We start from the raw sequence: 12,080 nt of genomic DNA, 5'->3' as shown, positions 1-12,080 counted from the left end.
TCTTATATCAGGAATCAAATTTTCAATGCGGGTCACTGAACGGCATTGTTTGCAGTTGAAATGAATATAAATTGTGAAAATGCTTTTCTGAATTACATTTTCCACTGCATTTAGCGAAATTCACAACACCGTCAACGTTAACAATTTTATGAATAAGCCCTTCATTTTTCAAGTCTTTCAAGAACCCTGTAAATTGTCACTTTATTGCAGAGATCACCCATTTTTTTCTGAGTATCTGATTGTTATAGAACTATATCAGAATAATTAATGATATTTAAAATTTCAGTTTTAGCGTGTGTATCTCTAATCTGTCTTATTATTTAATGCAACTTTATTGCATTATTTAAAATTTATCTATACTTTTGTAAGAAGTTACAATAAGAAATTTAAATCCCATATCTTTATGAAATCAAAAATTCTTGATGCAGTAGGAATTTCTGCGGCGGTTCTTTGTCTTATCCATTGTATTGTTTTCCCTCTGTTAATGATCATTCCGTTGGGAATTTCCCATAATCCTTATATTGATCTTGCTTTCCTTATCATTGGTGCTGTTGTGGTCTATCGGGTCACCAAAAATATAGCCAGCATCTGGCTTAAACTTCTTTTTTGGGCTTCTCTTATCCTCATCTTAATTTCTGTTCTGGCAGATTTGATATTTGAAATTCATATTCCTTTAATTTACGCAGGAGCAGCGGGATTAATTACAGGCCATATCATCAATTTTAAGAATCATAAGCATTAATTATAATAATTCTGGCTGCTTTGAAGATTCCAAAGCCAGAAGAATCTCAGGACATTGAAGATGAAATTCATAATTAATTAACGCAACATGATTTCATTATATAGAATAACCCTCTAAATTGTAATACGAAATTTATCAAGATGAACAGACGCAAATTTTTAAAAGGTTCAGCTTTGCTGTCAGGCCTATTTACCCTAAATCCGGTTGATTTTTTAGCCAACCATGCAAAGGAAATTTCGGGTCCAGGGAAAAAAGCAAAAAATATTATCTTCATGATCAGTGATGGGATGAGCTCAGGAACTTTAGCAATGGCTAATCTGTATTCGCAGAATATCCTGGGGAAAAACGGAAACTGGATGACTCTTTATTTTGAAAATAAAGTTTCCCGTGCTTTGATGGATACTGCTTCTGCAAGCTCCATTGTTACAGATTCTGCTGCGGCCAGTTCGTCTTTTGGAGGAGGAAACCGCGTAAAAAATGGTGTCCTTAATATTGGCGCCAATGGAGAAAAATATGTTCCAATCTGGCAAAAGTTCAAAAAGTCTGGAAAAAAAACAGGCTGCGTAACGACAGTAACGATTACCCACGCGACTCCGGCAGGTTTCTGTGTAAATTCAGACAGCCGGAATGCAGAAAATGAAATTGCGGAAATGTATGCTGAAATTGGCTTTGATGTGATGATGGGTGGCGGAGATGAATTTTTTAATCCTTTAAAAAGAAAAGACAAGAAAGACCTCTATGGCTACTATAAGCAGAAAGGGTATCAGGTGCTTAAAAATAGGGAAGACCTAAAAACGGCAGAAAAAGGCAGAAAAACTTTAGGGGTTTTCAATTCCGGTGCTTTGCCATATTCCATCGACAGGGCGAATATTCCTGAGCTACAGCAAATGCCCTCTCTTGCTGAAATGGCTCAAACCGCTATTCATCAGATGAAAGACCATCAGGAAGGTTTCGTCTTACAGGTTGAAGGCGGAAAAGTTGACTGGGCAGCGCATGCCAATGATATTTCTGCTTTAATTCATGATCAGCTTGCTTTTGATGAAGCTATAAAAACCGTAATGGATTTTGCAGAGAAAGATCAGAATACACTGGTCATCATCACAACAGACCATGGAAATGCTAATCCCGGAACAATCTATGGACCGGATGCCACTAAAAATTTTAACAGCATCTCCAATTATCGATACACCAATGAATATATTCTGAACGCTATTCATCCGGATTTTAATCTTCAGCAGATGAAAGACTGGATCTATGAGAGCAACAAAATACGTCTTGCTGATGATGAAGCTAAACATCTGATCAGTTTTTATTCCGGGCTCGAAAAGCAGGAAGCCGGACTTTACAACTATAAAAAATTACCTTTTAAAGCCTACTCAGAAATTCAGAAAAAACATAATTCTGTCGGATGGATCAGTATGGATCACTCTGGAGATTATGTAGAAGTTGCCGTTTACGGTCCGGGGAAAGAACTTCTGCCGCCGTTTATTAAAAATACAGACCTGCATTATCTGATGCTAAAAGCTGCACAGATATAAATATCACGACCAAATATTTTTATTGATACTAATATTTAAGCAACAGTTATCAGGATCTGGGTTTGCTTACAAACTTATTGCCCTTCACATAAAAACGCCATGGCAGCAGTGCATCTTCCTGAGCATAGGCAACTCCAATCCGCGGTCCTGAAACGATTTCGTCCGGAGAAAATTTTATACCGTGATCTTCAATCCAAATTTCGTTTCCACTTAAATCTTTTTTATTAAAAGAACGGTCAATACCCAAAGCCTTAGCTGCTGAACCGGGCCCTGATGAAATAGCTGCCTTAGAAGCCGGCATGTTCCGCCTGAGCTCCATGATTTCGGTACCTATTAATGGTTCCACAGCCCTAACCAATACCGCATGGGGCTCGTCCTGAACGGAGCTTACAATATTAAATAGATGATGGATTCCATAACATAGATAAACGTAGGAAACGCCGCCCTGGGTATATAATGTTTCGGTACGTCCGGTGCGGCGTCCTCCGTAAGCATGGGAAGCTTTATCTACGACACCGAAATAGGCCTCGGTTTCTACAATAATTCCCGCGGTGATGTCTCCATCTATTTCAGTGAAAAGTACTTTTCCCAAAAGATCCTTAGCCAGGAAGATAACATCCTGATTCAAATAGTAAGAAAGTGGCAGTTTCAAATCCTTTTATTTATTATAGTTTTAAGATGAAGCAAAGTTAAAACAACTGATACAAATTATTGTTAACTTAGAAGATTAGTGATTAGAATAACTTAAACTTATGGGCAATTACCTTTTTTCAGAAAGACCGGAACCGGACACTGTTGCGTTTGGAGAAAGACTGGCTAATCATGTCGCAGATAAATTACAGACTGGTGCCGTTTTGGGCTACAGTCACAGAGATTATTGCGGAATGGGTATGAAAGTAAACGAAAATCAGGAGTTCATGTACGGAGAAATATATGACGGCGATTTCAATTTCCCAAGGATCTTTGAAACCCGGGGCTTATTTGTGACATGGCTTTCTGCTCAATCTACAGCTTCACTGTCACGTTCGGATGAAGAAGAATTCTATAAAGAAAACCAAGTCATCACAAGAAAACGCCTGCTGAATTTTATAAGCTGATTAGGTGATAAATTCCTGTCATGAAGCATTTGAATATTAGTCTGAAATCAATAAACATAAAAAGAGACCTGTTTCCAGGTCTCCGTTAATAAAAATATAATCTTACTTTGCTTTAGTGTTAATGGCAGTATCCGCTATTTTAGTTAGAAGTTCATCACACTTTTTTTCTTCATTAAGAGTAGCCAGCAGGTTTTTCAGGCATACTTTTTCATTAAGAACTTTAGCATAGGCAGCCAGCGATCCATAAGTCGCAATTTCATAATGCTCCACTTTCTGTGCAGCGGTAATTATTCCCGCATCTCTTACGGCTCCGGCCTCAGTTTCTTCCATAATGCTTTTTCCCTCATCTAATAATCCCTGCATGGCATCGCATTTTTTTGCCTGGGCTTTTTTACCGAGAGCAGCAAAACATTCTTCCAGCCTTTTTACATGGATTTCTGTTTCATTAAGATGCTGTTCGATAGCCGTTTTAAGTTTTTTGTCTGTTGCATTCTTATGCATTTTAGGCAAGGCCTTCACAAGGGCTTTTTCTGCCCAGTAAATGTCTTTCAGTGAATCTTCAAACAAATCTTTCAGCTGCTTGGCTGCATTTTTTTTAGCAGGAGTTTTTCCTGTTTTTTTTGCTGCGGTTTTCGAGGCTGCTTTTCTTGTTGTTTTTTTAGTTTCCATAATAATATAATTTAGTGATTGATTATTTGATGACGTAATATCTGCAATTATGGGACCAGCCTGTATTTCCGGGTATGTATGTGGCAGGTATGATATTTATAAATAAGGAAATTTTTGGACCGATCCAATAGGGTAGAGGTTATTCTTCCGGTTCTTTTTTAAAGCTCATCACTTCATACTCATCATTTGAACAGTATTTTTTACAGCTACTGTCATTAAAATCATCAGGATTTTTCGAGAAATCTTCTATATATTTTGCACTTTCCCGTGTATCAGCTGGGGTAATAATGATATGAAAATTCTGGAGTACAGATTTATCCGCTTTTTTTAAAGCTTTCTTTTTATATTCTAAGGCTTGATTGTATTTCATAAGCTTGTTTTTATTTTTCAAAAATAAGTTTGCCGTCGAATGGTTCACTCCATTTTATAAAAGATATGGTCATTCAGTCTGGTAATTATGGCCGGGAACTGTTTCAAATTCTCCGTTTTCGTTTTTTCTTTCAATAGTTAAATTCGATCCTGATTTTCATTATTCAGTACAAATTCTGCTTTTGCGAAATTTTTATTTAATATGGGATAAAATTTTATTTTTAACGTAATGAATAAATTATGCCAATATAAAAATCAAAATATTATTTTAATTATAAATGTATTATTCATTCGAAATATCTTATTACTACTCAATATGATGGAATAATTATTGCCTCATAAATTAAGATACAAAGTTTCCAATCATCTCCATATGAAAATAGCAACGTATAATGTTAACGGAATCAATGCCCGCTTACCTGTCTTGCTGCAATGGTTGAAAGAAGCCGTGCCGGATATTGTCTGTCTTCAGGAACTAAAAGCGCCGCAGGAACGTTTTCCTTTAAAAGAAATCAATGATGCAGGATATCAGGCCATATGGAACGGACAGAAAAGCTGGAATGGGGTAGCCATACTTTCCAAAGACCTGGAGATTACAGAAGTTCAGAGAGCCCTGCCCGGAAATACTGAAGACCTGCAGAGCCGTTATATTGAAGCTATTATTGATGAGATGGTGATATGCTGCCTGTATCTTCCCAACGGAAACCCTTATCCGGGCCCAAAATTTGACTACAAACTAGATTGGCTCAAACGGTTTAAAAGACGAACTAATAAACTCATCAAAATGGAACTCCCTGCCGTACTCATCGGTGATTTTAATATTATTCCTGAACCCAGAGATGTTTATAAACCTGAACGCTGGGAAAATGATGCATTATTCAGGACAGAAGTCAGAAAAGTCTACAGAGAGCTGTTAAATAAAGGCTGGGTTGATTCTATCCGTACGCTATATCCCGACGACACTGTTTACACTTTCTGGGATTATCTGTATAAGGCATACGACCGTAATGCAGGCATAAGGCTGGATCATATTCTTTTAAGTCCGTATCTTCATTCAGGCTTACAGTCCGGCGGTGTCGACAGTCATGTCCGTGGCTGGACGAAAAGCAGTGATCATGCGCCTGTATGGATTCAATTGGAGAAATAAATACCTTTCGCCTATATCTCATGAACCAGACGAAAGGTAAGGTTGAGCCTCGGTTTCATAGGTTTTGTAGATTTTGCAATGCGGTGTTCCCAGTTTACCTGCAGATCTCCTTTCATAATCAACAGGGATCCGTGCTGAAGCGGTAAGCTGTATTTATTCCGATGGTCATCTGCTTTCCGGAAATCAAAATTCCTTACCTGACCAAGACTTACGGAAGCAATGACGGGACGGTTTCCCAGCTCGCTTTCTTTGTCCCGATGCCATGCTACGGAATCGTTTCCGTCACGGTATAAATTCAGCAGTACAGAATTAAACTTATAGCCGGATGATTTTTCTATCTGTTGTTTTAAGGATAATAATTCAGGAAGCCATGGATTGACGTTAAAAGAGTTACCGCCTAACTGATAGGTTCTGCTTGCATCTCCGTACCATGCTGTGAGTCTTGGTGTAAGAACCATTTTATCATACATTTTCTGGGTTCTCTGTTTCCACGGTGCCGTACGCATCAGAAGCTCCTCAAGTTTTGAAGCTTCATCTTCCGGCAGAAAGTGTTCGGTGTATTCCAGCAGTTCTTTCGGAAACCGAAAATATTCATCTGAATTAAATAAGCTTAACTGATCCATTATACGATTGATGTCAGCATTATTTAGATTTACGGCGTCCGGAAACTTTTTTGTCCAGCTGTTTGATATTCTGCTTCAGTTCCCGGAACATTTCTTTAAAATTATAATTATCATAGTCACCAGGCTCAAAATCTTCAGGAAAAATCCCTGATGCATACTGCCAGATCTCTACAATTTCTTCAAAGGGAATTTCATAAGGTTCGTAGAAAGAATTATCTGCACTTACACAGATGGTATTTCCTTTTTTTTCTTTGAAACGTTTATAGGTAATTCCGTCATTTAAGGTGATAAAAACATAGGTTTTACCCGGTTTCAGTTCATCAATTCCCTCTACATATTTCCCTACGATATAAGATCCGTTCCTAAAAGGCGGCATGGAATCTCCATCTGCCGGAAAAGCCCTGTATTTACCGTTAGTCAGGAAGGGTAAGGCAATTCTTTGCAGGCTTTCAATATAACCAACATCACTGTAGCCTTCAAGATAACCCATGGATGCTTTCTGCGGAATAATTTCAATGGTATCATTTCCCAGGTCGTCTACAGCTACCGGCAGGACAATTCTGTTGTCCGGAAGCTTCAGCATGTCTTCAACGGGATATTTCCGGATATCTACAGAGACCAGAAGATCAATACTGACATGAAAATATTTAGATATTTTTATAAGAAGCTCAATAGGCGGTTCCGAGACCCCGTTTTCATATTTGGAATACCGGACGCGGGAAATGCTTAATTCATTGGCTACGGATTGTTGAGAGAGTTCTCTTTTATCTCTTAAAAAGCGAATATTGTTTGAAAAAATAGACATTGATACAAAATATATCAACAAAAATACAAATTCCGATTAGAAAAGCTCTTTTTTTACATTACAAAACCTATAAATCACATGGAAATTTTTATCACCAAAAACCTGGCTTAATCAGCCAGGGTATCTTTGAGATTGAGAAAATTTTTTGGAGGATTTTCAGTTCAACAATTTTTAATTGAGATGATTTAAATTTTTTGCAATGCTTTTTATATCACTTATTTTTATAAATGTTTTAAAAGGCTCATCATACTGATCTTTAATGCATCCTATAATTTTGCTATCCACATTATCATCGAATTTCCTTGCAAAAAGATGGTTTCCTGTTTGCAGAAAAACTAAATCCGTTTCAGTGAAAGTTTTTGGTCTCAATTTAACATTACCATCAGGAATCCAGATAATTGCTCTTTTATCATCATCTACCAGAATGCCATCAAAAGAAGTATTCATCAACACGGTCTGGAAGAATGACTCATCGGCAATTAAGGTATTCAGGTAATAATCTTCAAACCTTTTCACCTCGGTACTGTTGCAGATAAATTCACAACAGCTTCTGGTGAGAATCATCCATTGTCCGCCAATATAGGGAACAACCCCTTTCATAAAACCTCTTTTATGGGTTTCCTCCGAAATTTTATCTTCTGATTCTTCGAAATAATTTTCAATCCGGTTCATCGTTTCTGGTCTGCTTTTCTTCTGATCCGCAATTTTTATATAGCTCTTCCCATTATTTTTTGACAGAAATTCTTTGATGATCTCCTGTGATTTCAAAGGATAATCCTGACCACTCAAATTGATAAAGTAGTCCCATTTCATCTCCATGTCCAACAGATATTTCATTCCGTCCAGTTCTGCCTGAACCATGCTGTAGCCGCCCCAAACAACATTCTTGCTTTTAAGAATATGCACATTCGGATATTTCTGTAAAAACACGCTGACCTCTTCACCAATCTCCTGACTGGCTTTTTTATCGATGTGAATAAGGTAAAAATTGGAAGGATCGTAAAGCGCTTTAAAAAGCCGCTTGAATTGATCAGGTAAACGATGTACTAAAATTAAGTACGCAATATTGATGGTTTTCATGGGAATATTACCGATACTGTGCCCATTGCTGTCTTCCGGGTAAACATTTATCATTTTGCATTATTTAAAATTATGAATGTTTACAACTTATTTTATAAAGTATTAATATACATTTATGTAAATATACAAAAAAAATAATGATATTTTTTGCATAATAAATAATGAATCAGTCTTAAAAGTTGGGGGGAATGTTTAGTGGCTGTATCTTTGTCTTATGCTAAGCGATTACGACCTTCTTAAATTCTTACTTCCAGAATTTTTAATGGAACACTTTGATATCATCAAAGCAGAAGAACATTCTGCTGAACTTCATTGGCATTACTTGTATGGATTTGGCTGTTATTCATAATGAAGGAAAAAAATTAAATATAAAACTTGCAGATAAACTTTAGAAGTAAAGCATTACCGATAAAAAAATAATCTCAGAAACGATCATCTCGAAGTAGTAAGTTCGCAAGCTTCGGAATTATATGCTATTTTAAAGAACGAATGTAAATAAACAAATAATGAAGATAATTTCAGTAAGACAAAATCCGGAATACAAAGAAAAAGCAATAAAATATTTTCAAGACAGTTGGTCTGAAATTTCGCCCGTTATTTATGAAGATTGTATCTCGAACAGTATTAATGCTACACAGTCTTTACCTCAATGGTATTTATTAGAGAAAGAGGGAGAAATAATTGGGTGTGCCGGATTAATTACAAACGACTTTATAAGTAGAATGGATTTATATCCCTGGATTTGTGCAATAGATGTTGAAGAAAAATATCGAGGAAATGCTTATGGTGCATTACTCATAGAAAAGGCTAAAAATGATACGAAATCTTTCGGATTTAGGTATTTAAATCTATGTACTGACCATGTAGGCTATTATGAAAAATATGGATTTGAATATATAGGAGAAGGTTACCACCCCTGGGAGGAAAAATCAAGAATTTATCAAATCGAAGTATAAGAACATTATATAGCAATGGTTTTGCCTCCAATTATAAAGTCCGAAACGTTAATATTAGGTAACTAAATCTCAAAAAAACGATGTTAGAGCAATAGTCAATTTTAAACGAAGTAAACTATGGAAGACGATAAGAGAATAATAAAATAAAGAATATAAAAAGCCTTCAAATTGTTTTGAAGGCTTTTATGTTTTTGGGGCTTAGCTGGAAAGAGTTACATTACTCAATATTTCCCCAAAATGCCCAACTGGTTCCGTTATAAAAGCAAACCAGTTTTGCAACCGGGTCATAACACATCATTCCTGCGCTTGGCGATTGTACGTTGGCTGCGGGGTTGATTACTTTCGGTAAAATAAGTGCCTTGTCTTGAGATTCCAGAATTAAAACTCCTTTTTCTGCAGGAGAATCAGCGGATCCGATAACCAGCCCTTTAGATTGATTGTTTTCGGCTCCTGCCAGTAATGTTTTGGAAGTACCGGCCTGTCCTGTAAGTTCTACCCATGCGGTTCCGTTATAATATTTTACTTTGGAACTGGCACCGTCAAAAACAAATGTTCCTTCAGCTACATTTGTCATATTTGTATTGTCGCTTACTTGGGGAAGAATAATTCCTTTCGTAGTTCCGGAAGGGAAATCTACCAAACCGCTTCCGTCTACAGATGTTTTTTCAAATCCAACCTGGGCGTTTGCAAAAGCTGATATGAAAAGAGATATAGTGAGTGTTTTTATACTTAAATTCATAATTAATTACATGTTTGGTTAATACAGCTCCATTTTGTTCCGTCATAGATTTTCAGGCAGACATCGTCTGTGTCGAAAACCATCATTCCGTCAACAGGATTGGTAATTGAAATTTCCGGATCCGATACTCTTGTGATGACCAATCCTTTATCATTAGATTCTAAAGCAATAAATCCGTTGTTAACATCCGCAGGAAAATTTATTGTGCTTTTGGAAGCTCTTGTAGAAATCCCGATTTTTGTGATTTCCGGAGTTCCTGCTACGCCAGGTTTGTAACATGGGCAGGCATAAGATTTAACAACATTGGAATAAATAAGACAGCCTCCGGGTGGAGTTACCACTACATTGTATTCCGCTGCAATATTATCAGTGATTGGAATAGAATAGTTACTGGTAGTTGCCCCGGAAATGGCAACACCATTCTTATACCATTGGTAAGCACCTAATCCGGGAGTTACAGATAATGACAAGGTTGAGCTTCCTGTAGTACCCGTACAAGGTCTTGTACTAGGACTGTTGGCTACAGCGATGGTAACTATGGGAGCAGTTCCGAATCCTGAATAATAACCACCGAATCCTGCAACACCGCTTGCTCCGATTATTTCTGCCTGTATGGTTCCTGCTGAGCTCACTCTTACATTTTTAATAGTAGCTGTTCCCCCTGAAGCATTGGCAATATCATATCTGTAGCTTCTCCAGTTAGGATTTCCAGGGACAGCGGTTCCTGCTGCAACAATAGGTGCAAGAGAGGTTCCTCCTACCGTTACGGCAGGTGCGTTTGCTGTTCCGCTTGCGGCAAGTACGGAAAGCTCTGTATTGGGATAGATCGTTGCTCCTATTTGTTTTGCATCCGGAATCATGTTTACTGATGTCTGTCCAAAACATGATAGTGGGGGGATAAACATAAAGCTGTTTGTCGCTAAAGAAGAGCTTCCGAAAATTTTATGAAAAACATAAACCGCTTTATTGGTTTTCAGGTACATATTCTTATTGGTAAATGAACTGCCCGGTACAATGACATAATCTCCGATATTGGCTAAAGTATAGCTGGGAGTAGCGCTTCCATTGACACTCACTGTTGTATTGGCTTCTGTAGCGATCACGACCACTCTTTCGTATGTTCCGCCATTTCCCTGCATTATAATATATTCATTCCCGAGTTGTTCTACGGGTACCAGTTGATCCACTGCAAAATCCCGGCTGTCTGATACGGTTCCTGTTTCTATACTTCCTTGCTGCATTAACCCTCCAACTGTTACCGCAATATTTTTGTCCGCTACAATTTTAGCTCCCAGCCAGCCTCTGTCCTGCAAGCTGAATGTATTTAATTTTACTTTAGCATAGAGTATAAAAGACTGTCCTTTTTGAAGTGTTCTTGTAAAAGTAGTACCTGTTAATGGGGTTGCGCTGGCTCCATTGATGAATTCGGTTCCTGCATCAATATTATTAATGGTGACTACTGTATTATTTTCTGTAGCCATAATGGAAACCATATTTCCGACTTCAGCTACTGAAGTGGTGAACTCATTTGGTGTTCCACCCCAAAAGAAATTTTTGCCCAGGGCTACTTTTCCCTTAGTAAGAGAAGATCCTGCCTGAGAAGGGTCAGTTCCCCTGTAATTAACAAAAAAGTTAGCTGTAGACTGGAAGATCATACCACCTACGTTGGCCGGGATTATAGTTCCTGCAGTGGTTGTAGGCCGGGTCATGGGTGATGTACCGGGTGCTAAAACCACGTTTGAGGCATTGATAACGGATAGCCTCACTGGAGTTGTATTAGCAAATGTTACCACGCCATTGGTTACAATAGTACTGGTTGCAGCATTTATATTGTAAACGGATAGTCGAGGAATGGTTGTTCCGTCAGCCATTCTTACCGTTACTGATATATTACTAGTTGACGGGGTTGACAAATAAATATACTCTTCCGTAATAGTTGCTACCGTTGAGCCATAAGCTCCAAAGATAATAGGCTGTAGGTAGTGCGTATTGTCCAGCTGGGAATAAAATAACTGTGACAGGAAAAACACAATCAAAAAATGAAATTTACGCATTGTATAATTTTTATAGTTTTATAATAATTGATATTTTTTCTTAAATTTTGGAATGTTTAGTTGGTTTATTATAACTCTCTGTTTCTTAATATAAAGTTTGAAACAATGTAGGATTGCGGGCAAACTATTCTTAGCTTCATCTTACCAAATAATTTTGTCAGTAAAAACCTGGAAATGCAGACTTTGGCCCAAAAAAGGATTTTCGTTAACATACAATAGGAGGGATTATGCATATTTATAGTTTCATTTTGTGTTATTAGA

The 12,080-nt window shown here is 37.4% G+C and carries 13 protein-coding genes; 5 read left to right on the top strand and 8 right to left on the bottom strand.

Going from position 1 to position 12,080, the window contains the following annotated elements; genetic code table 11:
• Window positions 1-403: 403 nt before the first annotated feature.
• Window positions 404-742 (top strand): MerC domain-containing protein, encoded by a 339-nt coding sequence (locus tag DRF60_RS14085; RefSeq protein WP_116012655.1) that lies wholly within the window; start codon window positions 404-406, stop codon window positions 740-742.
• Between the two features lie 140 nt (window positions 743-882).
• Complete coding sequence (locus DRF60_RS14080) at window positions 883-2,280, top strand: alkaline phosphatase (protein WP_116012654.1); 1,398 nt, start codon at window positions 883-885, stop codon at window positions 2,278-2,280.
• 49 nt (window positions 2,281-2,329) lie between these two features.
• Here DRF60_RS14080 and DRF60_RS14075 read toward each other — a convergent pair whose 3' ends face one another.
• Window positions 2,330-2,932, bottom strand: a complete 603-nt coding sequence (locus DRF60_RS14075; protein ID WP_116012653.1) for a DNA-3-methyladenine glycosylase — start codon at window positions 2,930-2,932, stop codon at window positions 2,330-2,332.
• A gap of 100 nt (window positions 2,933-3,032) precedes the next feature.
• On the opposite strand from DRF60_RS14075, the gene DRF60_RS14070 reads away from it, so the two are divergent.
• Window positions 3,033-3,377, top strand: a complete 345-nt coding sequence (locus tag DRF60_RS14070) for a hypothetical protein (protein ID WP_116012652.1) — start codon at window positions 3,033-3,035, stop codon at window positions 3,375-3,377.
• A gap of 102 nt (window positions 3,378-3,479) precedes the next feature.
• Here the strand turns inward: DRF60_RS14070 and DRF60_RS14065 are convergent, their stop codons facing one another.
• On the bottom strand, window positions 3,480-4,046 hold the full coding sequence (locus DRF60_RS14065) for a YciE/YciF ferroxidase family protein (protein WP_116012651.1): 567 nt from the start codon (window positions 4,044-4,046) through the stop codon (window positions 3,480-3,482).
• Between the two features lie 139 nt (window positions 4,047-4,185).
• Window positions 4,186-4,416 (bottom strand): hypothetical protein, encoded by a 231-nt coding sequence (locus DRF60_RS14060; RefSeq protein ID WP_116012650.1) that lies wholly within the window; start codon window positions 4,414-4,416, stop codon window positions 4,186-4,188.
• Window positions 4,417-4,788: 372 nt separating this feature from the next.
• On the opposite strand from DRF60_RS14060, the gene xth reads away from it, so the two are divergent.
• Complete coding sequence (gene xth, locus DRF60_RS14055) at window positions 4,789-5,562, top strand: exodeoxyribonuclease III (protein ID WP_116012649.1); 774 nt, start codon at window positions 4,789-4,791, stop codon at window positions 5,560-5,562.
• Between the two features lie 11 nt (window positions 5,563-5,573).
• Here xth and DRF60_RS14050 read toward each other — a convergent pair whose 3' ends face one another.
• From DRF60_RS14050 to DRF60_RS14035, 3 genes are all read right to left on the bottom strand, one after another.
• On the bottom strand, window positions 5,574-6,185 hold the full coding sequence (locus DRF60_RS14050) for an alpha-ketoglutarate-dependent dioxygenase AlkB family protein (protein ID WP_116012648.1): 612 nt from the start codon (window positions 6,183-6,185) through the stop codon (window positions 5,574-5,576).
• A 19-nt stretch (window positions 6,186-6,204) separates the two neighbouring features.
• A complete protein-coding gene (locus DRF60_RS14045; RefSeq protein ID WP_116012647.1) occupies window positions 6,205-6,990 on the bottom strand; it encodes an XRE family transcriptional regulator in 786 nt (261 codons plus the stop codon).
• 171 nt (window positions 6,991-7,161) lie between these two features.
• Entirely contained in the window at window positions 7,162-8,124 is a 963-nt protein-coding gene (locus DRF60_RS14035) for a beta-1,6-N-acetylglucosaminyltransferase (RefSeq protein WP_202974461.1), read from the bottom strand.
• 452 nt (window positions 8,125-8,576) lie between these two features.
• On the opposite strand from DRF60_RS14035, the gene DRF60_RS14030 reads away from it, so the two are divergent.
• Window positions 8,577-9,026: a GNAT family N-acetyltransferase gene (locus DRF60_RS14030; RefSeq protein ID WP_116012645.1), complete on the top strand. Its 450-nt coding sequence runs from the start codon at window positions 8,577-8,579 to the stop codon at window positions 9,024-9,026.
• Window positions 9,027-9,243: 217 nt separating this feature from the next.
• Here DRF60_RS14030 and DRF60_RS14025 read toward each other — a convergent pair whose 3' ends face one another.
• Together DRF60_RS14025 and DRF60_RS14020 are read right to left on the bottom strand one after the other, a co-directional pair.
• Window positions 9,244-9,765 carry a hypothetical protein gene (locus tag DRF60_RS14025; protein WP_116012644.1) on the bottom strand — a complete coding sequence of 174 codons (522 nt, stop codon included), beginning with the start codon at window positions 9,763-9,765 and terminating at the stop codon, window positions 9,244-9,246.
• Window positions 9,766-9,767: 2 nt separating this feature from the next.
• A complete protein-coding gene (locus DRF60_RS14020) occupies window positions 9,768-11,819 on the bottom strand; it encodes an IgGFc-binding protein (RefSeq protein WP_116012643.1) in 2,052 nt (683 codons plus the stop codon).
• Window positions 11,820-12,080: the final 261 nt, after the last annotated feature.

The sequence above is a fragment of the Chryseobacterium elymi genome, assembly GCF_003385495.1.
Classification (GTDB): Bacteria; Bacteroidota; Bacteroidia; order Flavobacteriales; family Weeksellaceae; genus Chryseobacterium; species Chryseobacterium elymi.
Note: the sequence above shows the minus strand (reverse complement) of the source record. Positions and strands in the feature narration are given on the sequence as shown.

Bases quoted from the DNA above. Each gene is read 5' to 3' on its own strand.
- DRF60_RS14085 (WP_116012655.1), top strand. From the start codon at position 404: ATGAAATCAAAAATTCTTGATGCAGTAGGAATTTCTGCGGCGGTTCTT.
- DRF60_RS14080 (WP_116012654.1), top strand. From the start codon at position 883: ATGAACAGACGCAAATTTTTAAAAGGTTCAGCTTTGCTGTCAGGCCTA.
- DRF60_RS14070 (WP_116012652.1), top strand. From the start codon at position 3,033: ATGGGCAATTACCTTTTTTCAGAAAGACCGGAACCGGACACTGTTGCG.
- DRF60_RS14065 (WP_116012651.1), bottom strand. From the start codon at position 4,046: ATGGAAACTAAAAAAACAACAAGAAAAGCAGCCTCGAAAACCGCAGCA.
- DRF60_RS14060 (WP_116012650.1), bottom strand. From the start codon at position 4,416: ATGAAATACAATCAAGCCTTAGAATATAAAAAGAAAGCTTTAAAAAAA.
- xth (WP_116012649.1), top strand. From the start codon at position 4,789: ATGAAAATAGCAACGTATAATGTTAACGGAATCAATGCCCGCTTACCT.
- DRF60_RS14050 (WP_116012648.1), bottom strand. From the start codon at position 6,185: ATGGATCAGTTAAGCTTATTTAATTCAGATGAATATTTTCGGTTTCCG.
- DRF60_RS14045 (WP_116012647.1), bottom strand. From the start codon at position 6,990: ATGTCTATTTTTTCAAACAATATTCGCTTTTTAAGAGATAAAAGAGAA.
- DRF60_RS14035 (WP_202974461.1), bottom strand. From the start codon at position 8,124: ATGATAAATGTTTACCCGGAAGACAGCAATGGGCACAGTATCGGTAAT.
- DRF60_RS14030 (WP_116012645.1), top strand. From the start codon at position 8,577: ATGAAGATAATTTCAGTAAGACAAAATCCGGAATACAAAGAAAAAGCA.
- DRF60_RS14025 (WP_116012644.1), bottom strand. From the start codon at position 9,765: ATGAATTTAAGTATAAAAACACTCACTATATCTCTTTTCATATCAGCT.
- DRF60_RS14020 (WP_116012643.1), bottom strand. From the start codon at position 11,819: ATGCGTAAATTTCATTTTTTGATTGTGTTTTTCCTGTCACAGTTATTT.